The organism is Paenibacillus sp. VT-400, from assembly GCF_001029205.1.
Classification (GTDB): Bacteria; Bacillota; Bacilli; order Paenibacillales; family Paenibacillaceae; genus Paenibacillus; species Paenibacillus amylolyticus.
The window spans coordinates 1-363 of the sequence record NZ_LELF01000105.1 but is presented as its reverse complement, the minus strand read 5'-3'; the positions used below and the strand labels follow the sequence as shown (position 1 = coordinate 363).

The window sequence follows — 363 nt, the reverse complement described above, 5'->3', positions numbered from 1 at the left end:
CCGTTGAGATACCGATTTCTCGGCAGGCACGAATAATACGTACCGCAATCTCTCCACGGTTCGCAATCAGTATTTTTTGAAATGTCATTTCGTTTTGTCCTCCTTCGAAGCTCATGCGGTTAGCTGTTAACCAGCTATAACGGTTATTCCGATTTCTCCAGGAAAAGGGGCTGCCCATACTCGACCAGCTGTCCGTTCTCAACCAGCACTTCAACGATTTCTCCCTTGATGTCCGCATCAAGCTCGTGCATCAGCTTCATAGCTTCGATGATACATCCCGTTGTTTTCTCAACAACTTTATCACCATCGCTCACAAAAGGACCCGCTTCCGGCGAGGAAGCTCTGTAAAAAGTACCTACCATC

Annotated in this window: 2 protein-coding genes; both read right to left on the bottom strand. The window is 47.4% G+C overall.

Translation table 11 applies throughout. The features are described from left to right. Window positions 1–88 (bottom strand): biotin carboxylase N-terminal domain-containing protein (locus EL84_RS31595; RefSeq protein WP_152683114.1); only part of this gene is annotated, 88 nt, incomplete at its 3' end. A gap of 55 nt (window positions 89–143) precedes the next feature. Continuing rightward, a partial coding sequence (locus EL84_RS30540; protein ID WP_047844551.1) for an acetyl-CoA carboxylase biotin carboxyl carrier protein occupies window positions 144–363 on the bottom strand: 220 nt, incomplete at its 5' end.